A 21781-nucleotide genomic window follows, 5' to 3' on the forward strand; every position below is an offset into this window, starting at 1 on the left:
GAGAGACATTATGTTTTTAGTCGACTCACACTGCCATCTTGATGGCCTGGATTATCAATCTCTGCATAAAAATGTGGACGACGTGCTGGCGAAAGCCGCCGAGCGCGATGTGAAATTTTGCCTGGCCGTGGCGACCACGCTGCCGGGCTACCGCACCATGCGTGAACTGGTTGGCGAGCGTAACAACGTTGTCTTCTCCTGCGGCGTGCATCCGCTGAATCAGGATGAAGCGTACGAGGTTGAGGATTTGCGCCGCCTTGCCGCAGAAGAGGGCGTCGTGGCGATGGGCGAGACCGGCCTCGACTACTTCTACACGCCAGAGACGAAACCTCGCCAGCAGGAATCCTTCCGCAACCATATCCGTATTGGTCGTGAACTGAATAAGCCGGTTATCGTTCATACCCGCGACGCACGCGCCGACACGCTGGAGATCCTGCGGGAAGAAAAGGTGACGGATTGCGGTGGCGTACTACACTGTTTCACAGAAGACAGAGAAACGGCGGGTAAGCTGCTTGATTTAGGCTTTTATATCTCGTTTTCGGGGATCGTTACGTTCCGTAATGCTGAACAGCTGCGTGATGCCGCGCGCTATGTTCCGCTGGATCGTATTCTGGTGGAAACCGATTCCCCGTACCTGGCACCGGTGCCTCATCGCGGCAAAGAGAACCAGCCGGCGATGACCCGTGACGTTGCTGAGTATATGGCCGTTCTGAAAGGTGTCAGTATTGACGAGCTGGCTCGCGTGACCACAGAAAACTTCGCCAGCCTGTTCCATATCGACCCCGCCCGCCTGCAATCTGTCTGATACGCCTGTTTTTTTTAGGCTCGTAATTAATAAGCAAAACGAGTAAAGTTCACCGCCTCATTCAGGGCGGTGATAGCGTTTTTAGACACATCCAGACATGCTTTATGTAAATATCTGCAAGTTTTTTGGTCGTCTTGAACTGAAACGTGATAGCCGTCAAACAAACTCAGAGGGAATTATTTTACTCTGTGTAATAAATAAAGGGCGCTTAGATGTCCTGTCCACGGCGCGGTACTCCCCCCGGGCCAATGCGTGAAAGCGTAAAAAAAGCACAAATACTCAGGAGCACTCTCAATTATGTTTAAGAATGCATTTGCTAACCTGCAAAAGGTCGGTAAATCGCTGATGCTGCCAGTATCCGTACTGCCTATCGCAGGTATTCTGCTAGGCGTCGGTTCTGCAAACTTCAGCTGGCTGCCAGCCGTAGTTTCCCACGTGATGGCCGAAGCAGGCGGTTCTGTTTTTGCTAACATGCCGCTGATCTTCGCTATCGGTGTTGCGCTGGGCTTCACCAATAACGACGGTGTATCCGCTCTGGCGTCCGTTGTTGCTTACGGCATCATGGTGAAAACCATGGCTGTGGTTGCGCCGCTGGTCCTGCATTTACCTGCTGAAGAGATTGCCGCTAAGCACCTGGCAGACACCGGTGTTCTCGGTGGTATCATCTCCGGTGCGATTGCAGCGTACATGTTTAACCGCTTCTATCGCATCAAGCTGCCTGAGTATCTGGGCTTCTTCGCGGGTAAACGTTTTGTGCCGATCATTTCTGGTCTGGCCGCGATTTTCACCGGTGTGGTCCTGTCCTTCATCTGGCCACCAATCGGTACGGCTATCCAGACCTTCTCTCAGTGGGCGGCTTACCAGAACCCGGTTGTGGCGTTCGGTATCTACGGCTTCATTGAGCGCTGCCTGGTACCATTTGGTCTGCACCACATCTGGAACGTTCCATTCCAGATGCAGATTGGTGAATACACCAACGCAGCAGGTCAGGTGTTCCACGGTGACATCCCACGCTACATGGCGGGCGACCCAACGGCAGGTAAACTGTCTGGTGGCTTCCTGTTCAAAATGTACGGTCTGCCAGCCGCTGCGATTGCTATCTGGCACTCTGCTAAACCAGAGAACCGTGCAAAAGTGGGCGGTATCATGATCTCCGCAGCGCTGACCTCGTTCCTGACCGGTATCACCGAGCCGATCGAGTTCTCCTTCATGTTCGTTGCGCCGATCCTGTACATCATCCACGCGGTACTGGCAGGTCTGGCATTCCCAATCTGTATCCTGCTGGGTATGCGTGACGGTACGTCCTTCTCTCACGGCCTGATCGACTTCATCGTTCTGTCCGGTAACAGCAGCAAGCTGTGGCTGTTCCCAATCGTGGGTGCGGGCTACGCAGTGGTGTACTACACCGTCTTCCGCGTGCTGATCAAAGCACTGGACCTGAAAACTCCGGGTCGTGAAGATGCAACTGAAGACAGCAAAGCCGGTGCGACCAGCGAAATGGCACCTGCACTGGTTGCGGCCTTCGGCGGTAAAGAAAACATCACTAACCTGGACGCGTGTATCACTCGTCTGCGTGTGAGCGTTGCCGACGTGGCGAAAGTAGACCAGCCGGGTCTGAAAAAACTGGGCGCAGCGGGCGTCGTTGTTGCAGGTTCTGGTGTTCAGGCAATCTTCGGAACAAAATCCGATAACCTGAAAACCGAAATGGATGAGTACATCCGCAACAACTAAGCTGTGACCTGGGGAGACTAAGGCAGCCGAATGGCTGCCTTTTTTATTGCTGCGGTTTGTGGTGCGGGGTGGCGGCTACGCCTGACCGGCCCTGGATGAGGGGTAGGCCCGGTAAGCGTAGCGCCACCGGACTTAAACTCAGAAGTCGTAGCTCGCGCTCACCGAAACGTTCAGCGGTGCGCCATACACCACATACGATCCGACGTAGTCGTAATATTCTTTGTCGAACAGGTTGTTGACGTTAGCCTGAACGGCAAAGTCTTTGGTGACCTGATAGCGGCTGAACAGGTTCACCAGCCCATAGCTGCCTTGCTCCGCGCGGGAACGTCCTGCCGGACCGCCTTCCACGTCCGTCCATACCTTGTTCTGCCAGTTTACGCCACCGCCCACGGTCAGCGCCGGCAGCATGGGCAGCTGATAACGAGTGAACAGCTTCATGGTCGTGCGCGGCTGATCGGAACTGACGGCGTTGCCATTTTTATCTTCAGCAATGTAACGCGTCGCGCCGAAGGTCAGCTGCCAGTTATCGGTCAGGGCACCGTTGAGCTCGAATTCAACGCCTTTGCTGACCACGCCGTCCAGCGATTCATAAATCGACTCACCGCTCGGCATGTAGGTATAGGTGTTGCTTGCGACGTTATCCTGCTCAATGCGGAAAATCGCCAGCGAGGTGGTGAGGCGGGTATTAAACCAGTCGGCCTTCACGCCCGCTTCATAGCTTTTGCCCGTGGTAGGGTCGAGATAACGTCCGCTGGCGTCGCGCTTATCCTGCGGCTGGAAGATGGAGGTATAGCTGACGTAGGTCGACCAGTCCTCATTGATGTCATACACCAGGCCCGCGTACGGCGTTACGTCATCTTCGGTACTTTCCAGGCGGGTGTTTGGGGAACCTGCCGGATTATAGCGAATGTTATAGCTGGTGTAGCGCGCGCCCAGAATCAGGTGCAGCGGGTCGGCCAGCGAGAAACGCGCGGAGGAATAGGCTGAAGACTGCCGAATATCATCTTTGCTGTAGAGCTTCCACGGGGTCCACTGCGGATCGGCAATGTTCCCGTTCCAGTTCTTAAAGTTGCCGACGTCAACCATGCCGTATACCGCATCCGGCATGGTATTGTCGTAATGGTTGCGCTGACGGCTGAAGCTGCCGCCGAACATCATTTCATGCTGACGACCAAAGAGATCGAAGCCGCCGCGCAGGAAGGCGTCGACCGCATCCTGTTTACGTTCCCCGCGGTTCCAGCCGCCGTAACCCACCAGGCCCGCGCCGGTCTCTTTATCAGGATAACCAGACATATACATCAGCTTAGAGTCAAAGTTGGTTTCAGCATGCATGCCGTTGATGTGCGCTTCCCAGCCATTATCGAAACGCTGGGTCAGGTTAGCGAAGATGCGGGTGCTGTCTTTATCCGAATAGGCCCAGTCAGGCGCGACGGTCTGGCTGCGATTGTAGTTGGTCTTACTTCCGTCGCTGTACCAGGTCGGCAGGCCACCCCAGGTTGGGTCGGCGGTATGGCTTTCCTGATACTCATATCCTACCGAGAGGGTCGTGCTGTCGGTGACATCCGCGTCCATCACGCCGTAGAGGAATTTCTTCCGGTAGTGGTAGTTATCCACGAAGCTGTCGTTATCCTGATAACCCGTGATAAGACGGCCCCGCACCTTACCTGACTCCACCAGCGGCGCCTGGAGATCCAGCACGTAGCGCTGCTTGTCCCAGCTGCCGTAGCTGGCGGAGACGTGGCCTTTAAATTCCGGGCTGTCCGCATGCTTGCGCACCATATTAACGTACGCCGCCGGGTTGCCCGTCCCGGACATCAGGCCGGTGGCGCCGCGGACCACTTCAATGCGGTCATAAATTGCGGTGTCGGCGGCGGTATCACCAAAGTTCCACACTTCACTGATGGACGTCGGAAGATCGTCATAGGCGTAGTTGCTGACGAAAAAACCGCGTGAGTAAAACACGGTACGGTCGCTATCCTGCACCTGCGCCGTAATGCCCGTGGTGTTCGTCAGCACCTGGCCGATAGATTGCAGATTCTGATCAGCCATACGCTGCTGGCTAATGACGCTGACGGACTGCGGGATATCACGAGGAACCAGCAACAGTTTGGTGCCGGTAGTGGTGGTTTTTACGCTGTAATCCTGATCCTGGCTGGCAGACAGATCCTGTGTGTTGTCAAAACCTCCGTCAATGACGACGGTATCTTCGGTTGAAGCAGCGAAAGCGGCGGTTGGCGTCAATGCCATAGCAATGCAGGCTGCCAGCAACGAAGGTGTTGCGACAGGCTGGCGTTGCCCATCCCTGGTGTGATTAATGAAAGACATCATCAAACCCTTAGTGAATGGTGAAGGTGGTGCGCGACAGCTCCGCTAGCACGGGCTGACGTCGTTTTCTATGTTAAAAATGCGCATGAAAATGCAAATGCGAAATATACGCATTGTGATTAACGCTGTAAACAGATGTTTCGGGATGAACTGAAATCAGGTTTCAGAATAGAAATGTCCTAAAGCGATGCCTCTTCAGCCAGATGGCGGACGATCAGGAAAGAAATCACGGGAGAAGGTTGAAAGGACAGGAGAAAGTCGCTCATACTCTTGTGTTGTGTCATGCAGTAAAACAGACAATGTGTGTTAACAACGGACGCACGACGCCAGATTAAATTTAAAAGGAAAAGGTCATGGCTGAAGAAACGATTTTCAGTAAAATTATCCGCCGCGAAATTCCGTCGGATATTGTCTATCAGGATGAACTGGTCACGGCTTTCCGCGACATTTCTCCCCAGGCGCCGACGCACATCCTTATTATTCCCAATATTCTCATCCCGACCGTCAATGACGTTAAAACCGAGCACGAAGTGGCGCTAGGCCGTATGCTTACGGTGGCCGCGAAAATCGCTGAGCAGGAAGGGATTGCTGAAGACGGATACCGTTTGATCATGAACTGCAATCGCCATGGCGGGCAGGAAGTCTATCATATTCATATGCATCTGCTGGGTGGACGTCCACTGGGACCGATGCTGGCACATAAAGGTCTTTAATATGTTAATTGGGCGTATTGCAGCGCTGATCGTGATGCTGGTAATGGTAGGGTGCAGCGCGCGTCCTGCCATCCCGGTCAGTGAAGAACAGACGCTGGTGATGGAGTCTTCAGTGCTTGCTGCGGGCATCACGGCCGAGCAGCCTTCACTGACCATTAGCGAAATCCAGTCTTCTGCCTCCTCTACGCTCTATAACGAAAGGCAAGAGCCAGTGACGGTGCATTATCGCTTCTACTGGTATGACGTGAGAGGTCTTGAGATGCATCCGCTTGAGGCGCCGCGCAGCGTGACCATTCCGGCAAGATCGTCGGTCACGCTCTACGGCAGCGCCAGCTATCTGGGTGCACATAAGGTGAGACTTTATCTTTATTTGTAAGGGGTGAACCTTGATTAAAACGATGAGCCGTTATGCGCTCCTGAGTGCCTTCGCACTCTTTCTGGCAGGCTGTGTGACGCGAACTGAAGAACCTGCACCGGTGGATCAGGCGAAGCCGGGGACGGAACAGCCAACAACGCCGGCGGAACCTGTGCCAACCGTGCCGTCTGTACCGACCATTCCGGCGCAGCCTGGCCCGATCGAACATCAGGACGATACTGCACAGCCTGCGCCGCGCGTGCGCCACTATGACTGGAACGGCGCGATGCAGCCGATGGTCGGCAAAATGTTGCAGGCACAGGGCGTTACGCCCGGCAGCGTCCTGCTGGTGGACAGCGTGAACAACCGTACGAATGGTTCCCTGAATGCGGGCGAAGCAACGGAAACGCTGCGCAATGCGCTGGCGAACAACGGTAAATTTACGCTGGTCTCAGCCCAGCAGCTCGCGGTCGCTAAGCAACAGCTTGGTCTGTCGCCTCAGGACAGCCTGGGTTCGCGCAGTAAAGCCATTGGTATTGCCCGCAACGTTGGCGCGCAGTATGTCCTTTATTCTAACGCGACGGGTAACGTGAATACGCCGTCGTTGCAGATGCAGTTAATGCTGGTTCAGACCGGCGAAATTATCTGGTCAGGTAAAGGTGCCGTTACGCAACAATAAGCGCACGCGTCATGATGTCCTGACGCGCTATTTCCCTCAGTACCGTGTTATCGCGCCGCAAGCCCCCGTCGGGCTTGGCGGCGCGAGTTGCATTATTGAGCATGGTGATCATCGGCTGGTTTTACGCCAGCATCACGATGCCGCCGCGCCTGCCTCCCATTTTCGTCGTCAGTTCCGCGCCCTGAAGCGCCTGCCCGCCGACCTTGCGCCGCAGCCCCATCTCTTTATCAAGGACTGGATGGCGGTGACGTTTATTGCGGGTGAGATCAAACGCGAGCTACCCGATCCCCCGACGCTGGCAGCCATGCTGTATCATCTGCATCGCCAACCGCGTCTGGGCTGGCGGGTAACGTTGCTCCCCTTGCTGGAACGCTACTGGCAGCAGGCCGCGCCGGGACGACGCACGCCATTCTGGCTGGCGCAGCTGAAGCGGCTGCGTAAAGCAGGAGAGCCGCAGGCGTTACGCCTGGCACCGCTGCATATGGACGTCCACGCGGGGAATATCATTCATACGGCGGCAGGCGAGAAACTTATCGACTGGGAATATGCCGGGGACGGTGACGTGGCGCTCGAACTTGCCGCGGTCTGGATGCCCGACGAGGCCTCGCGCGGACAGCTGATAGCCGCTTATGCCCGAAACGCCAACATGAATGCGCTCGCCCTTACGCGGCAGGTTGCGCGCTGGCGACCGTGGGTAATCATGCTCATGGCGGGCTGGTTTGAAATGCGCTTTCAGCAAACAGATGACGAACAATTTATTGCGCTGGCAGATGATGCCTGGCGCCAGTTACAAACGAAAGGATAAGAGAGGTTGGTGTGGGTCCAGTAATGTTGGATGTTGAGGGGTTTGAGCTGGATGCGGAAGAGCGCGAAATCCTGGCGCACCCGCTGGTAGGGGGGCTGATTCTTTTCACCCGCAATTATCACGATCCGGCGCAACTGCGTGAGCTGGTTCGTCAGATCCGCGTGGCTTCGCGCAATCACCTGGTGGTCGCGGTAGATCAGGAAGGTGGCCGCGTACAGCGTTTCCGGGAAGGGTTTACCCGTTTACCTGCCGCGCAATCTTTCGCAGCGCTGCTGGGAACCGAAGAGGGCGGTCAACTGGCGCAGGACGCTGGCTGGCTGATGGCCAGCGAGATGATCGCCATGGATATCGACATCAGCTTCGCTCCGGTGCTGGACGTGGGCCACATTAGCGCGGCAATTGGTGAGCGTTCGTATCATGACGATCCGCGTATCGCGCTGGCAATGGCGACGCGCTTCATTGACGGAATGCATGACGCGGGCATGAAAACCACCGGCAAACACTTCCCGGGCCACGGGGCGGTGACGGCGGATTCCCATAAGGAAACGCCGCGCGATCCGCGCCCGGAAGCAGAAATTCGCGCTAAAGATATGTCTGTTTTCCGCTCGCTGATTACCGATAACAAACTGGATGCGATCATGCCTGCGCACGTCATTTACAGTGATGTCGATCCGCGCCCGGCCAGCGGCTCTCCGCACTGGCTGAAAACCGTGCTGCGTCAGGAGTTAGGCTTCAACGGCGTGATTTTCTCCGACGATTTATCCATGGAAGGAGCGGCGATCATGGGCAGCTATGCTGAACGTGGACAGGCTTCTCTGGATGCGGGTTGCGATATGATCCTCGTCTGCAATAATCGTAAAGGTGCGGTGAGCGTGCTGGATAACCTGTCGCCGATCAATGCTGAGCGTGTTACACAATTGTATCATAAAGGTTCATTTAGTCGTCAGGAGCTGATGGACTCGGCGCGCTGGAAAGCGGTAAACGCCCGGCTCGAAGCCCTGAACGAGCGCTGGCAGGCACATAAAGCAGCCCTTTAATTCATCCCGGAAGGCGTAGCGTGGTGAGACGATGATCATCTATTTACACGGTTTTGACTCAAACAGTCCTGGTAATCATGAGAAAGTGCTGCAATTGCAGTTTATCGATCCGGATGTTCGGCTGATTAGCTACAGCACGCGTCATCCGAAGCATGACATGCAGCATCTGCTGAAAGAAGTGGATAAAATGTTGCAGCTTAATATCGACGATCGCCCGCTGATCTGCGGCGTAGGGTTGGGGGGATACTGGGCAGAGCGCATCGGTTTTTTGTGCGATATGCGCCAGGTCATTTTCAATCCTAACCTGTTCCCGAACGAGAACATGGAAGGCAAGATTGACCGTCCGGAAGAGTATGCCGATATCGCAACCAAATGCGTAAGCAATTTCCGTGAAAAGAACCGCGATCGCTGTCTGGTGATCCTCTCCCGCAATGATGAAGCGCTGAACAGCTCCCGCGCCGCCGAGCTTCTGCATCATTACTACGAAATTGTCTGGGACGAAGAGCAGACCCATAAGTTCAAAAACATCTCGCCGCATTTGCAGCGTATTAAAGCCTTCAAAACGCTGGGCTGATCTCCCTGAACCTGATAGAGGCCCGGTACGCGAAAGCGTGCCGGGCCTCTTTTTTGTCGGAATTGTCTACTTTTAAACCATCAAAACTTGATACATATCAATTTTGGTATGACCAATGCGCCTGACGTGCTATTCTCAATGAATCTGAATGGTTTCAGCGCAGTAACCTGTTGTTAATTAAGGGTTATTTCTATAACTTTTAATTAACAATTGGTTAATAATTTGAGGGGGTCACGTTGACTACGCCATTGAAAAAGATAGTGATTGTCGGCGGTGGTGCTGGCGGACTGGAGCTGGCGACACAGCTGGGTAAGAAGCTGGGTCGCGGTAAGAAAGCCAAAATTACGCTGGTGGATCGTAACCACAGCCACCTGTGGAAGCCGCTCCTGCACGAAGTGGCGACCGGGTCGCTGGATGAGGGCGTGGATGCGCTGAGCTATCTGGCGCATGCGCGTAACCACCATTTCCAGTTCCAGCTGGGCTCCGTGGTGGATATCAACCGTGAAAATAAAACCATCACGCTGGCCGAGCTGCGGGATGACAAAGGCGAGCTGCTGGTCCCTGAGCGCAAGCTGGCTTATGACACGCTGGTGATGGCGCTGGGCAGTACGTCCAATGACTTCAACACGCCAGGCGTGAAAGAGCACTGCATCTTCCTGGATAACCCGCATCAGGCGCGTCGTTTCCATCAGGAAATGCTTAACCTGTTCCTGAAGTACACCAATAACATGGGGGCCAACGGCAAGGTTAACATTGCTATCGTGGGCGGCGGGGCAACGGGCGTGGAGTTATCGGCGGAGTTGCACAATGCGGTTAAGCAGCTGCACAGCTACGGCTACAAAGGGCTGACTAACGAAGCGCTGAACGTGACGCTGGTGGAAGCAGGTGAACGCATTCTGCCGGCGCTGCCGCCGCGTATCTCCGGCGCTGCCCATAACGAGCTGACCAAGCTGGGCGTGCGCGTGCTGACCCAGACCATGGTGACCAGCGCGGATGAGGGCGGTCTGCATACCAAAGACGGCGAATACATCCAGGCCGACCTGATGGTCTGGGCCGCTGGTATCAAAGCGCCTGATTTCATGAAGGATATCGGTGGGCTGGAGACGAACCGCATTAACCAGCTGGTGACCGAGCCGACGCTGCAAACCACGCGCGATCCGGACATCTTCGCCATTGGTGACTGTGCCTCCTGCGCGCGTCCGGAAGGCGGGTTTGTGCCTCCTCGCGCTCAGGCAGCGCACCAGATGGCAAGCCTTGTGCTGCACAACATCCTGGCGCAGGCGAAAGGCAAACCGATGAAAGCCTATGTCTACAAAGACCATGGCTCTCTGGTGTCGCTCTCCAACTTTTCCACCGTAGGCAGCCTGATGGGTAACCTGATGCGCGGCTCCATGATGGTTGAAGGGCGTATCGCCCGCTTCGTGTACATCTCTCTGTACCGTATGCACCAGATTGCGCTGCACGGCTACTTCAAAACCGGCTTAATGATGCTGGTCGGCCGTATCAACCGCGTGATCCGCCCACGCCTGAAGCTGCACTAATTTCTCTCTCCCTCCGGGCCCGCCGGAGGGAATTTTTAGCACATCATGCTGTTCATCCCGCTCCTGACGCTTAAGAGTTCTCCTAAACGCGCGTAATCCCAGGTCAATGCCCCATTTTTTGATCCTTTGTCTTATTGGCGAAGCGCTTAGCGCGCTGCAAAATTGCTACCAATTGCAACAAAGGAGGAAGTCCCGTGAATAAATCAATGTTGGCGGGTATAGGGATTGGCGTCGCAGCTGCGCTGGGTGTGGCTGCCGTTGCCAGTCTGAACGTACTTGATCGTGGCCCGCAGTATGCGCAGGTGGTTTCCGCTACACCGATTAAAGAGACGGTCAAGACGCCTCGTCAGGAGTGCCGTAATGTTTCTGTCACCCATCGTCGTCCGGTTCAGGACGAAAACCGTATTGCGGGTTCCGTGCTGGGTGCGGTTGCCGGTGGGGTGATTGGTCATCAGTTTGGTGGTGGCCGTGGTAAGGATGTCGCGACGGTTGTCGGTGCGCTGGGTGGCGGTTATGCCGGTAACCAGGTGCAGGGCGCGATGCAGGAAAACGACACCTACACCACAACGCAGCAGCGCTGTAAAACCGTTTATGACAAGTCTGAAAAAATGTTGGGTTACGACGTAACCTACAAAATCGGCGACCAGCAGGGGAAAATCCGTATGGATAAAGATCCTGGCACGCAAATTCCGCTCGACGGTAATGGTCAGCTGATACTGAATAACAAAGCGTAAAAAAGATGTTCTCTGAACTTAGCTCCTCATGCGCTCAGGCTGAGGAGCTTTTTTTTGCTTCAGAGCTTAAGCAGTTCTGGCCACAGGCGCAGCGTTGTTTGCGTAATACCCTGCAACTTTTCCAGCGTCGCGCCTTCACGGGCGCTGATCGACATCCCCTGCAAAATACAGCTCAGATACTGGGCCAGCTCCTGCGGACGGCAGTGCGCCGGAATTTCGCCGCGCTGCTGGCGCTGAGTCAGAAACGTACTGAGCGTCTCCTCCTGCATCGCATGACGTGATTTAACCGTGTTGGCTATCTCCTTCGACGATGCGGCGAGGGTGGCGGAGGTGTTGATCATAAAACAGCCCGCGGGCGTGTCTTTACTGGTGAAGCAGGTTGCAACCGCGCAGAAATAATCCCGCAATGCCTGCTCAACGGTTTTATCTTCACAGAACAGCTGCGCTTCATGTTTTGCCGCGAAGCGCGAGATGTATCTGTCCAGAACGGCCCGGAATAAGCCTTCTTTGTTGGTGAACTCTGCATAGAGGGTAGGGGCTTTTGCGCCGGTTGCTTCCACCAGATCGGAAAGCGACGTGGCTTCATACCCATGCTGCCAGAAGAGCGTCATGGCCTTATCGAGCGCCGCATCCCTGTCGAACACTTTTGGTCGGCCACGGCTTTTCTTTGCGCAACTCGTGACGTCGGTTGTCATATGCCGTTGGTCCTCTGTTGATTTGTTGAATAATCATTATAAAAATAAATGCCTGCTACGACCAGCAGTGATTTCTGAAAAATAATTTTAATTTATCTTTATGAAATATAAGGCAAAACAAATTAATTTAATGGTCATTATAAAAATGGGTTGACGTGTGACCTGGATCACATCTATCATTTACCTATCGATCGTTAATTAAATAACTAACGACCACACCATCATCTGCTAAAGGTAAAAAATTATGAAAAACGTTAAAACCCTCATCGCTGCCGCCGTTCTGAGTTCACTCTCTTTCGCAAGCTTCGCTGCTGTTGAAGTTCAGTCTACTCCAGCAGACCAGCAGAAAGTCGGTACCATCTCTGCTACCGCCGGGACTAACCTGGGCTCTCTGGAAGATCAGCTGGCGCAAAAAGCTGACGAAATGGGTGCGAAATCATTCCGCATCACCTCTGTGACCGGTCCTAACACCCTGCACGGTACCGCAGTTATCTACAAATAAGCGTAACGCAACCCTCCGTTATGCCACTGCAATAAAAAACGCCCTGCTCATGCAGGGCGTTTGTCGTTATGACTGATTTACATCGACTGTTGCGCAATCTCATGATGCCGCGTGACGTTGGTCGGCATTCCCGAGCGCGCTTCCATCGCCCGCTCCATCACCGCGCCATCGGTGTTGGCGTTTGTTTTAAAGCTCACCATAGCCGCATTCAGATTAATAGGCAGCGTCTGCGGATCGTCATTGATGTTTTTCGACAGCGGCTGGTGGATCTCAACCAGACGGACGCCACCCGGCTCTTCAGACACCTTAATCGGCGTGTTGATGATATTCACTTTCGTGCCAGGGGTAATCACGCTGTACAGCGTCTTGATGTCGTCATCGCGCAGGCGAATACAGCCGGAGCTGACGCGCATCCCGATCCCGAAATCCGCATTCGTGCCGTGCAGAAGATAAACCCCACCGTAGGCCGCCAGGCGGATCGCGTGGTGCCCCATCGGGTTGTCCGGGCCAGCGGGAACCACAGCGGGCAGATCGATACCTTGCGCTTTATAGCGGGCGCGAATGTTTGCCGTCGGCGTCCAGGTAGGATTGGCGCGCTTATCAGAGACGGTGGTGACCATGGTCGGGGTAAGCGTATCGCCCCCCAGCTGGCCGATACCGATAGGGTAGACGGTGACTTCATTCTTGCCCGGCGGGTAGTAATACAGACGCAGCTCGGCGAGATTAATCACAATGCCCTGACGCGGCGCGTCCGGGAGAATGGTTTGCAGTGGAATCGTCAGCACGCTGCCGGCCCGGGGCACATAGGGGTCAACGCCCGGGTTGGCCTGCAACAGCGCCAGGAACCCGACATTATATTTTTTGGCAATTGCTTCCAGCGAGCCGCCATCATTTTCAACGACATGGAAGCGGTTCTGGCCCACAACGTTGCTGCCAGCAGGCGGAAGAGGCCAGGTATTAGCGCGCGCGGGCAGCGCAACGGCAACCGCTGCGGCCAGCGCAAACAGCGTGATCCAGCGGGTAAAACGCGAATAGGTCATCATTATCATAATCCATACAAATGATAAGGTTATTGTTTTATAAGGCGTTAATGATAAGTATGGCGAATGTATAGTCGGGAAGATTGGGCGAAGTGCAAAGAGTTTGTAAATTGTCCCCCACCAGCCGAACGCTGGCGGGGGCAATCATTTAAGCGATAGCGTTCTCTTCCAGCTGGCGCATAAAGTTACGCACCCAGTCCATGCGTGTTTTACGCTCTGTCAGATCCTGGGTGAATTTCAGACGCGTCGGGCCATCAAGACGGAAATGCTGCGGCTGTTTTTGCAGCAGGCCAATCAGCCACATCGGGTCGACGTGGTTCTTCTCGGCAAATTCAATCATGCCGCCTTTCTCGTTGCCTTCGAGCTTGCGGATCCCCAGCTTCTGCGCCTGCTGGCGCAGCCGGGCGATATCCAGCAGGTTGCGCGCTGCGTCCGGCAGAATGCCGAAACGGTCAATCAGCTCGACCTTGATCTCCTCGAGCTCGCCTTCGCTTTTCGCGCTGGCAATGCGTTTGTAGAACGACAGTCGCGTGTTGACATCAGGGATGAAGTCGTCCGGCAGCAGGGAAGGCATGCGCAGCTCCACTTCGGTCTGCTGGCTGGTGAGATCTTCCAGAGACGGCTCACGTCCGGCTTTAAGCGCGTCGACGGCATTTTCCAGAAGCTCCATATACAGCGAGAAACCGATGGTCTCCATGGAGCCGCTCTGGTCTTCACCCAGCAGCTCACCGGCGCCGCGGATCTCCAGGTCGTGCGTCGCCAGCGCAAAGCCCGCGCCCAGATCTTCCAGCGAGGCGATGGCTTCCAGACGCTTTTGCGCGTCGGTGGTCATCGCCTTCGGATGCGGCGTCAGCAGCCACGCGTAGGCCTGATGGTGCGAACGCCCGACGCGGCCGCGCAGCTGGTGCAGCTGGGCCAGACCGAAGTGATCCGCGCGCTCGATGATGATCGTGTTTGCCGTCGGGATATCGATCCCGGTTTCAATGATGGTGGTACACACCAGCACGTTGAAGCGCTGATGGTGGAAGTCGTTCATCACCCGCTCCAGCTCGCGCTCGCGCATCTGGCCGTGACCAATGGCGATGCGCGCTTCCGGCACCAGCTCTGCCAGCCTGTCGGCGGCTTTCTGGATATTTTCGACGTCATTGTAGAGATAGTAAACCTGGCCGCCGCGCAGCACTTCGCGCAGGATCGCCTCGCGCACCACCAGATTGTCATACTCGCGCACGAAGGTTTTCACCGCCAGACGGCGCGCCGGCGGGGTGGCGATAATCGACAGATCGCGCATGCCGCTCATCGCCATGTTCAGGGTGCGCGGGATCGGCGTTGCGGTCAGGGTCAGGATGTCGACGTCGGCGCGCATCGCTTTGATGCGCTCTTTATGGCGCACCCCAAAGCGGTGCTCCTCGTCGACAATCAACAGGCCCAGATCTTTCCACTTCACGTCGCTTTGCAGCAGCTTGTGGGTACCGATCAGGATATCAATTTTGCCTTCGGTTGCCTGCTCCAGGATCTGCGTCTGCTCTTTGGCGCTGCGGAAGCGGGACAACATTTCAATACGCACCGGCCAGTTGGCGAAGCGGTCGCGGAAGTTGTCGAAGTGCTGCTGGGCAAGAAGGGTGGTCGGCACCAGCACCGCCACCTGCTTATTGTTCTCAACCGCCAGGAAAGCGGCGCGCATCGCCACCTCGGTTTTACCGAAGCCCACGTCGCCGCAAACTAAACGGTCCATCGCCAGCGGCTGGCACATGTCGCTCAGCACCGCGTTGATAGCCTGAGCCTGATCCGGCGTAGTTTCAAACGGGAAGCTGTCGCAGAACAGCTGGTATTGCTCTTTATCATGCTTAAACGCATAGCCCTCTTTGGCCGCACGCTGGGCGTAAATGTCCAGCAGCTCGGCGGCTACGTCGCGTACTTTTTCCGCCGCTTTCTGCCGCGCGCGTGACCAGGCGTCGCCACCCAGCTTATGCAGCGGCGCGTTATCTTCGGCACCGCCCGCGTAGCGGCTGATCAGGTGCAGAGACGACACCGGCACGTACAGTTTGGCGTCGTTGGCGTAGGTCAGCATCAGGTATTCACCTTTGATGCCACCGGCTTCGAGGGTGGTCATACCCTGATAGCGACCCACACCGTGTTCCAGGTGCACGATCGGCTGGCCGGGATGCAGCTCGGCCAGGTTGCGGATCAGGGTGTCCGGGTTGATGGTGCGACGGCTGTCCTGACGACGGCGCGCCACGCGTTCGCCCAGCAAATCGCTTTCACAAATCAACGCCAGGTTATTGAGCGTATCAATGAATCCGTGCTCGGCGGCGCCGATCATCAGATAACGACCGTTACCGGTCGCCTCGCTCAGCCGCAGAATGCGTTTTGGTGCGACCTTAATCCGTCCCAGCAGTTCACCCAGCGCTTCACGGCGACCTTCGCTCTCAACGGAAAACACCACCGGTCCGGTAAAGGACTCAAGAAACTTGCGCAGATTATCCAGCGGGGATTTCTGCTGCGCCTGGACGGCCAGATCGGGCAGCGTCCGGAACGCGAGATTGGTGTTCGCCGCCTTATCGGCAAGCGAGTCGGTTTTGAGCTGCATGCGCGGCCAGCGTTTCAGCTCGGCGTTGAGCTCATCGGTTCGCAGCCACAGCATTTCCGGCGGCAGCAGCGGACGCATCGGGTCTACGCCCCGGTTTTCAAAGCGGGCGCGCGTCTCGCTTTCAAAGCGGCTGGCGCTGGCGTCGATGTCGCCGGTATTCACAATCAGCGTGTTTGCCGGGAAGTAGCTGAACAGCGCCGGCAGCGGCTCGTTAAAGAACAGCGGCTGCCAGTATTCGATCCCGGCCGGCAGGGTGCCCTTGCTGACCTGCTGATAAATATGTTCAGCATCACGCTTCACGTCGAACCTGTCGCGCCACTGGCTGCGGAACAGTTCGATGGCGGTTTTATCCGTCGGGAACTCATGGGCGGGCAGCAGGTTAATGGATTCCACCTCTTCCAGCGTGCGCTGGGTATCGGCGTCGAACACGCGAAGGCTGTCGATCTCGTCGTCGAAGAAATCCAGACGATACGGCTGATCGCTGCCCATCGGATAGAGATCCAGCAGCGCGCCGCGCGTCGCGTACTCGCCGTGCTCCATCACCTGGTCGACATGACGATAGCCAGCGCCGTCCAGTTGCACGCGCAGGGCATCGCGCGACAGGCGCTGGCCTTTTTTCATCACCAGCGCGTGGCCGTGCAGGTAGCTGTGCGGGCAAACGCGCTGCATCAGGGTATTCACCGGCACAATCAGCACGCCGCGCTGCATGGTGGGAAGCTGGTACAGCGTCGACAGGCGCGAGGAGATAATCTCCTGGTGCGGAGAGAAACTGTCGTAAGGAAGCGTTTCCCAGTCGGCCAGGCTGAAGACCAGGCTGTCGGTGAACTGGCGGATCTCATCGTGCAGGCGCAGAGCGTTTTGCATGTCCGGGGCAACCAGCACCACCGGCCCAGGATGCCGCTCGGCAATTTCCGCCACCAGCGTCGCGCAGGCCGCGCCCGTCAGTTCGCCGAGCTGGCGTTGATCGCCTGGTTTAACAGGCAGGGAATAACGATAGTGTTCAGGCATGGCTATGTCAGAGTCTCTTGGGGATATACCAACAGTATTGGGGCATATCACTGATACGCAATGTCTTTATTATCCTCGATCGTTTTGCATTAGCAAATCGTAACCGCACAAGAGGAAAAGAGCCCCCGGATGGGGGCGGGGCAGGTTAGCGGGTAGCGGGCACGGGTGAAACACGCGCGGGTGGGGAGAAGAAAAAATCGCCAAAGAGGGCGGTGGAGAGCTTACGAGCCCCCAGCCCGACCAGCGTGCAGACGAGCAGGCTGATAAACGGATAGACCAGAATCAGCGCAAGTTCAGCCCAGACCGGCCAGTACGCCGCATTCATTTCGCCAATCAGGATCAGGCTAAACGCCTCAATTAAAATGCGGTGGGTGGTGTAAATCGCGATAGTGTTCGACCCGATGACGTTCAGCAGATTATTGGGGTGAACGGCATAACGCTGCTCAATGCTGTAGAAAAGTTTCATGATGACCACGATCGACAGCAGAGAGAGCGGCAGAGGGACGTTAGCGAACCACAGCACCACGGACAGCGCGGCAGAGGCAACGAGTGCCAGCCAGCTGCGGCGCAGATTCAACCCTTTCATCCACGCCATCAGCTGCGCGCCGTACCATGCGCCGAGGCTGTAGTAGATCATATTGCGGACGACGCTGTTCATTCCCCACCACGGCAGCGGCAGGAAATTAATGGCGACGCTTGCCAGCGCCAGAATCCCCAGCATCGACAGTTTCCAGCGGCTCAGCAGTTTACAGAGCGTGAAGTAGACCACTAACGCGTACAAATACCACAGGCTGGTGCTGGCCGTGAGCATTCCCAGCACAAACCCTGAAACGGAATCGGCGTAGGCCGCATTGGATGAGGTTGCCAGTTCACGCTCGGGGGCGAGCCAGGCGTTCAGATGGGTCAGCGCCTGCCATTGCAGTACGCCCCACAGCGCCAGCACCCAGACGATGCTCCAGATGCGCTTGTCGAGACTGGTGCGCCAGTTCACCTCGTCAATGTATCGGCGGATCAAATAGCCGGAGATGAAGAAAAATACCGGCATACGGAACGGGGCGAGGTAAAGGTTAAAGTAGACCCAGCATTTGGCGAGAAGGCCTGATAGCGGATGCTGTAGCCCGTCCAGGTGAGGATAAAAGGTGATCACCGAGTGGTAAATTACCACCAGGCAGATGCACAGGCCTTTTATCTGGTTAATCCATAATGCTTTTTGTTTCATGGTGCGTGACGACCTTGTTGCCATAAACGAAACGCCGATTGCTGTAAAATGAAGCCCTGATGTAACGGGTAACAGTCTGTATCAGGACGATTTTCGGAAAAGGTGGAGGCTGTCTGGCGGAAGTTCGGTCAGTAGCATGATGATTTATCTGAATTTTTCGGAAAAATGATTACCGAATCTTACGGTTTCAGTCATTTACGCTTAACGGATTCGCTTATATACTCGTGGGTCTGCTATCAGCAAACAGACGGATTTCATGTATCAACCTGTCGCACTCTTCATAGGCTTACGTTACATGCGTGGGCGCGCCGCGGACCGCTTCGGTCGCTTTGTCTCCTGGCTTTCGACTATTGGCATTACGCTTGGCGTGATGGCACTGGTGACGGTGCTTTCCGTCATGAATGGCTTCGAGCGCGAGCTGCAAAACAATATCCTGGGGCTGATGCCGCAGGCCGTTCTCTCTTCCACTCAGGGTTCCGTTAACCCGCAACAGCTGCCGGAAAGCGCGGTGAAGTTACAGGGTGTCACCCGCGTTGCGCCCCTTACAACGGGCGATGTGGTGCTGCAAAGCGCCCGCAGCGTGGCGGTCGGGGTGATGCTCGGTATCGATCCGGCACAAAAAGATCCGCTGACGCCGTTTCTGGTTAACGTGAAGCAAACCGACCTCGAACCGGGTAAATATAACGTCATCCTCGGCGAGCAGCTGGCCGGGCAGCTTGGCGTTAACCGTGGCGATCGGCTGCGCGTGATGGTGCCCTCAGCCAGCCAGTTTACGCCGATGGGGCGTCTGCCAAGCCAGCGCCTGTTCAACGTGATTGGCACGTTTGCGGCGAACAGCGAAGTCGATGGTTACCAGATGCTGGTGAACATTCAGGACGCCTCGCGTCTGATGCGCTACCCGGCGGGCAATATTACCGGCTGGCGTCTGTGGCTTGACGCGCCGCTGAAGGTAGACACCCTCAGCCAGCAGGCGTTACCGGAAGGGACGAAATGGCAGGACTGGCGCGACCGTAAAGGCGAGCTGTTCCAGGCCGTGCGCATGGAGAAAAACATGATGGGGCTGCTGTTAAGCCTGATCGTGGCCGTTGCCGCGTTTAACATCATCACCTCGCTGGGGCTGATGGTGATGGAGAAGCAGGGCGAAGTCGCCATTTTGCAAACCCAGGGCCTGACCCCGCGCCAGATCATGGCGGTATTTATGGTTCAGGGCGCCAGCGCCGGCATCATCGGTGCGCTGCTCGGGGCGGCGCTGGGCGCGCTGCTCGCCAGCCAGCTCAACAATCTGATGCCGATCATCGGCGCGCTGCTCGATGGCGCGGCGCTGCCGGTGGCTATCGAGCCGCTACAGGTGGTCGGTATTGCGCTGGCCGCGATGGCCATTGCGCTGCTTTCTACGCTTTATCCTTCCTGGCGGGCTGCCGCCACTCAACCCGCTGAGGCTTTACGTTATGAATAAGATCCTGTTGCAGTGCGACAACCTGTCCAAACGCTATCAGGAAGGCGCTGTGCAGACCGACGTGCTGCACAATGTGAGCTTTAGCGTGGGTGAAGGCGAGATGATGGCGATTGTCGGCAGCTCCGGCTCCGGCAAAAGTACGCTGCTGCACCTGCTGGGCGGGCTGGACACTCCAACCGAAGGCGATGTGATCTTCTCCGGACAGCCGCTGAGTAAAATGTCGTCAACGGCGAAAGCCGAGCTGCGTAACCGCGAGCTGGGCTTTATCTATCAGTTCCACCATCTGCTGCCGGACTTCACGGCGCTGGAAAACGTGGCGATGCCGCTGCTGATTGGTAAAAAGAAACCGGCAGAAATTAATGCCCGCGCCAGCGACATGCTAAACGCGGTAGGGCTGGGACATCGCGGTAATCACCGTCCGTCCGAGCTTTCCGGCGGCGAACGTCAGCGTGTGGCGATCGCCCGCGCGCTGGTCAACAACCCGCGCCTGGTGCTGGCGGATGAACCGACAGGTAACCTCGATGCGCGTAACGCAGACAGCATTTTCCAGCTTCTCGGCGAACTGAACGCCGCGCAGGGTACCGCGTTTCTGGTGGTGACCCACGATTTGCAGCTGGCTAAGCGGATGGGCCGTCAGCTGGAAATGCGCGACGGTCGTCTGAACGCAGAACTGACGCTGATGGGAGCGGAGTAATGGCTTCACCGTTATCGTTACTCATCGGGTTACGCTTTAGCCGCGGTCGTCGCCGGAGTGGGATGGTATCCCTTATCTCCGTCATCTCCACCATCGGTATTGCCCTGGGCGTGGCGGTGCTGATCGTCGGCTTAAGCGCCATGAATGGCTTTGAGCGTGAACTGAATAACCGCATTCTGGCCGTTGTTCCTCACGGTGAAATCGAGCCGGTAAACCAGCCGTGGTCCAACTGGCAGGATGCCCTGAACAAAGTGGAAAAAGTGCCGGGCATCGCGGCGGCTGCACCTTACATCAACTTTACCGGGCTGGTGGAGAGCGGGGTAAACCTGCGCGCCATCCAGGTGAAAGGGGTAAATCCTCGTCAGGAAGCGCGTCTGAGCGCGCTGCCGCGCTACGTGCAAAATGGCGCATGGGCAAACTTTAAGGCCGGCGAGCAGCAGATCATCATGGGTAAAGGCGTTGCCGACGCGCTGAAGGTGAAGCAGGGCGACTGGGTATCGATCATGATCCCGAACGCCAGCGCCGACCACAAATTGCAGCAGCCTAAACGCGTGCGTCTGCACGTCACCGGTATTTTGCAGCTAAGCGGCCAGCTCGACCATAGCTTCGCCATGGTGCCGCTGGAAGATGCGCGTCAGTACCTGGACATGAGCGACAGCGTGACGGGGATAGCCATTAAGGTTAACGACGTTTTCAACGCCAATAAGCTGGTGCGTGATGCCGGCAGCGTGACCAATAGCTACGTCTACATCAAAAGCTGGATAGGCACTTACGGCTACATGTACCGCGATATCCAGATGATCCGCGCGATTATGTATCTGGCGATGGTGCTGGTGATTGGGGTGGCGTGCTTTAATATCGTCTCGACGCTGGTCATGGCCGTTAAGGATAAGAGCGGCGACATCGCCGTGCTGCGTACCTTAGGGGCAAAAGACGGTCTTATTCGCGCCATTTTCGTCTGGTACGGTTTGCTGGCGGGGCTGTTTGGCAGCCTCTGCGGCGTGGTCATCGGCGTGGTGGTGTCCCTTCAGCTGACGCCGATTATCAACGGGATTGAAAAGCTTATCGGCCATCAGTTCCTGTCCGGCGATATCTATTTTATTGACTTCCTGCCGTCTGAACTGCACTGGCTGGACGTTATTTATGTGCTGGTTACAGCACTTTTACTGAGTCTGCTGGCAAGCTGGTATCCGGCGCGTCGCGCAAGCCGTATCGATCCGGCGAGGGTATTAAGTGGCCAGTAATTTCGTCATGGTTTAGCGGTCTTTGGGCCGCTGAATC

19 protein-coding genes are annotated in these 21781 nt (G+C 56.2%); 14 read left to right on the plus strand and 5 right to left on the minus strand.

The genetic code is table 11. From position 1 onward, the window contains the following. Positions 1-10 precede the first annotated feature (10 nt). Complete coding sequence (locus tag DBR02_RS19050; protein ID WP_063449058.1) at positions 11-805, plus strand: metal-dependent hydrolase; 795 nt, start codon at positions 11-13, stop codon at positions 803-805. Between the two features lie 297 nt (positions 806-1102). Then, entirely contained in the window at positions 1103-2536 is a 1434-nt protein-coding gene (ptsG, locus tag DBR02_RS19055; protein WP_003857942.1) for a PTS glucose transporter subunit IIBC, read from the plus strand. A 138-nt stretch (positions 2537-2674) separates the two neighbouring features. Here the strand turns inward: ptsG and fhuE are convergent, their stop codons facing one another. Further along, positions 2675-4861 (minus strand): ferric-rhodotorulic acid/ferric-coprogen receptor FhuE, encoded by a 2187-nt coding sequence (fhuE, locus tag DBR02_RS19060; protein WP_107535124.1) that lies wholly within the window; start codon positions 4859-4861, stop codon positions 2675-2677. Between the two features lie 353 nt (positions 4862-5214). On the opposite strand from fhuE, the gene hinT reads away from it, so the two are divergent. The 8 genes from hinT (at position 5215) to DBR02_RS19100 (ending at position 11299) form a co-directional block, all read left to right on the plus strand. Continuing rightward, positions 5215-5574, plus strand: coding sequence for a purine nucleoside phosphoramidase (gene hinT, locus DBR02_RS19065; RefSeq protein WP_006809243.1), 360 nt, complete (start codon positions 5215-5217; stop codon positions 5572-5574). Between the two features lies 1 nt (position 5575). After that, complete coding sequence (locus tag DBR02_RS19070; RefSeq protein ID WP_107535125.1) at positions 5576-5950, plus strand: YcfL family protein; 375 nt, start codon at positions 5576-5578, stop codon at positions 5948-5950. A gap of 13 nt (positions 5951-5963) precedes the next feature. Continuing rightward, a complete protein-coding gene (gene lpoB, locus DBR02_RS19075; protein ID WP_102749776.1) occupies positions 5964-6608 on the plus strand; it encodes a penicillin-binding protein activator LpoB in 645 nt (214 codons plus the stop codon). Then, positions 6589-7413, plus strand: coding sequence for a thiamine kinase (gene thiK / locus DBR02_RS19080; protein ID WP_107535126.1), 825 nt, complete (start codon positions 6589-6591; stop codon positions 7411-7413). The genes lpoB and thiK overlap by 20 nt, the downstream gene beginning before the upstream one ends. 11 nt (positions 7414-7424) lie before the next feature. Further along, positions 7425-8450 carry a beta-N-acetylhexosaminidase gene (nagZ, locus tag DBR02_RS19085; protein WP_107535127.1) on the plus strand — a complete coding sequence of 342 codons (1026 nt, stop codon included), beginning with the start codon at positions 7425-7427 and terminating at the stop codon, positions 8448-8450. A gap of 31 nt (positions 8451-8481) precedes the next feature. Then, complete coding sequence (ycfP, locus tag DBR02_RS19090) at positions 8482-9024, plus strand: alpha/beta hydrolase YcfP (RefSeq protein WP_032624474.1); 543 nt, start codon at positions 8482-8484, stop codon at positions 9022-9024. 236 nt (positions 9025-9260) lie between these two features. Continuing rightward, positions 9261-10565: an NAD(P)/FAD-dependent oxidoreductase gene (locus DBR02_RS19095; RefSeq protein WP_107535128.1), complete on the plus strand. Its 1305-nt coding sequence runs from the start codon at positions 9261-9263 to the stop codon at positions 10563-10565. A 194-nt stretch (positions 10566-10759) separates the two neighbouring features. Beyond that, positions 10760-11299: a glycine zipper 2TM domain-containing protein gene (locus tag DBR02_RS19100; RefSeq protein ID WP_074160888.1), complete on the plus strand. Its 540-nt coding sequence runs from the start codon at positions 10760-10762 to the stop codon at positions 11297-11299. Positions 11300-11358: 59 nt separating this feature from the next. Here DBR02_RS19100 and DBR02_RS19105 read toward each other — a convergent pair whose 3' ends face one another. Then, positions 11359-11994, minus strand: coding sequence for a TetR/AcrR family transcriptional regulator (locus DBR02_RS19105; protein ID WP_063449050.1), 636 nt, complete (start codon positions 11992-11994; stop codon positions 11359-11361). Positions 11995-12238: 244 nt separating this feature from the next. Between DBR02_RS19105 and bhsA the strand changes: the two genes are divergently transcribed. Next, on the plus strand, positions 12239-12496 hold the full coding sequence (gene bhsA / locus DBR02_RS19110; protein WP_006809234.1) for a multiple stress resistance protein BhsA: 258 nt from the start codon (positions 12239-12241) through the stop codon (positions 12494-12496). A gap of 77 nt (positions 12497-12573) precedes the next feature. Here the strand turns inward: bhsA and ldtC are convergent, their stop codons facing one another. From ldtC to DBR02_RS19125, 3 genes are all read right to left on the minus strand, one after another. Then, positions 12574-13539, minus strand: coding sequence for a L,D-transpeptidase LdtC (gene ldtC / locus DBR02_RS19115; RefSeq protein ID WP_107535129.1), 966 nt, complete (start codon positions 13537-13539; stop codon positions 12574-12576). Between the two features lie 145 nt (positions 13540-13684). Beyond that, entirely contained in the window at positions 13685-17131 is a 3447-nt protein-coding gene (gene mfd, locus DBR02_RS19120) for a transcription-repair coupling factor (protein WP_102749694.1), read from the minus strand. A gap of 145 nt (positions 17132-17276) precedes the next feature. Further along, a complete protein-coding gene (locus tag DBR02_RS19125) occupies positions 17277-18350 on the minus strand; it encodes an acyltransferase family protein (protein ID WP_107535130.1) in 1074 nt (357 codons plus the stop codon). Positions 18351-18606: 256 nt separating this feature from the next. Between DBR02_RS19125 and lolC the strand changes: the two genes are divergently transcribed. From lolC to lolE, 3 genes are read left to right on the plus strand one after another with little or no spacing between them, the layout of a single operon-like run. Further along, positions 18607-19806, plus strand: a complete 1200-nt coding sequence (gene lolC, locus DBR02_RS19130; RefSeq protein ID WP_107535131.1) for a lipoprotein-releasing ABC transporter permease subunit LolC — start codon at positions 18607-18609, stop codon at positions 19804-19806. Next, positions 19799-20500: a lipoprotein-releasing ABC transporter ATP-binding protein LolD gene (lolD, locus tag DBR02_RS19135; protein ID WP_032624471.1), complete on the plus strand. Its 702-nt coding sequence runs from the start codon at positions 19799-19801 to the stop codon at positions 20498-20500. Before lolC ends, lolD begins: the two co-directional genes overlap by 8 nt. Beyond that, on the plus strand, positions 20500-21744 hold the full coding sequence (lolE, locus tag DBR02_RS19140; RefSeq protein ID WP_107535132.1) for a lipoprotein-releasing ABC transporter permease subunit LolE: 1245 nt from the start codon (positions 20500-20502) through the stop codon (positions 21742-21744). Before lolD ends, lolE begins: the two co-directional genes overlap by 1 nt. The last annotated feature ends 37 nt before the right edge of the window (positions 21745-21781 follow it).

Source organism: Enterobacter cloacae complex sp. (assembly GCF_900322725.1).
Taxonomy (GTDB): Bacteria; Pseudomonadota; Gammaproteobacteria; order Enterobacterales; family Enterobacteriaceae; genus Enterobacter; species Enterobacter quasihormaechei.

Bases quoted from the DNA above. Each gene is read 5' to 3' on its own strand.
- DBR02_RS19050 (WP_063449058.1), top strand. From the start codon at position 11: ATGTTTTTAGTCGACTCACACTGCCATCTTGATGGCCTGGATTATCAA.
- ptsG (WP_003857942.1), top strand. From the start codon at position 1,103: ATGTTTAAGAATGCATTTGCTAACCTGCAAAAGGTCGGTAAATCGCTG.
- fhuE (WP_107535124.1), bottom strand. From the start codon at position 4,861: ATGTCTTTCATTAATCACACCAGGGATGGGCAACGCCAGCCTGTCGCA.
- hinT (WP_006809243.1), top strand. From the start codon at position 5,215: ATGGCTGAAGAAACGATTTTCAGTAAAATTATCCGCCGCGAAATTCCG.
- DBR02_RS19070 (WP_107535125.1), top strand. From the start codon at position 5,576: ATGTTAATTGGGCGTATTGCAGCGCTGATCGTGATGCTGGTAATGGTA.
- ycfP (WP_032624474.1), top strand. From the start codon at position 8,482: ATGATCATCTATTTACACGGTTTTGACTCAAACAGTCCTGGTAATCAT.
- DBR02_RS19105 (WP_063449050.1), bottom strand. From the start codon at position 11,994: ATGACAACCGACGTCACGAGTTGCGCAAAGAAAAGCCGTGGCCGACCA.
- bhsA (WP_006809234.1), top strand. From the start codon at position 12,239: ATGAAAAACGTTAAAACCCTCATCGCTGCCGCCGTTCTGAGTTCACTC.
- ldtC (WP_107535129.1), bottom strand. From the start codon at position 13,539: ATGATGACCTATTCGCGTTTTACCCGCTGGATCACGCTGTTTGCGCTG.
- mfd (WP_102749694.1), bottom strand. From the start codon at position 17,131: ATGCCTGAACACTATCGTTATTCCCTGCCTGTTAAACCAGGCGATCAA.
- DBR02_RS19125 (WP_107535130.1), bottom strand. From the start codon at position 18,350: ATGAAACAAAAAGCATTATGGATTAACCAGATAAAAGGCCTGTGCATC.
- lolC (WP_107535131.1), top strand. From the start codon at position 18,607: ATGTATCAACCTGTCGCACTCTTCATAGGCTTACGTTACATGCGTGGG.
- lolD (WP_032624471.1), top strand. From the start codon at position 19,799: ATGAATAAGATCCTGTTGCAGTGCGACAACCTGTCCAAACGCTATCAG.
- lolE (WP_107535132.1), top strand. From the start codon at position 20,500: ATGGCTTCACCGTTATCGTTACTCATCGGGTTACGCTTTAGCCGCGGT.